Genomic DNA, 253 nt, shown 5'->3' on the forward strand with positions numbered 1-253 from the left:
ACGATCGCCAGATAGCTGAGTTTGGCTCTCTTTTTGTCAACGCTACTGGATCGGTTGAGCAAATTATACTGCGGTGTCTTCGACCGATATCGATGACTGAGAGTGTGAGAATTCTTAGACAGGCTCCTAACCGCTCGTGATTAAGCTGGTCTTCGTCCCAGTCATACTCGGTGAGAAACTTGTTGAGGGCCCGATCACTTCCAGCAGGAAGGACTTCTCGTGCAATCCCGGTCACGGTCTTGCTGCGGGCCGC

Annotated in this window: 1 pseudogene; it reads right to left on the bottom strand. The window is 52.2% G+C overall.

What is annotated here, in order from left to right:
• Positions 1-127: 127 nt before the first annotated feature.
• A pseudogene (locus O2S87_RS19310) lies at positions 128-253 on the bottom strand (IS701 family transposase); the annotation flags it as partial.

This window comes from Halohasta sp. A2 (genome assembly GCF_056175805.1).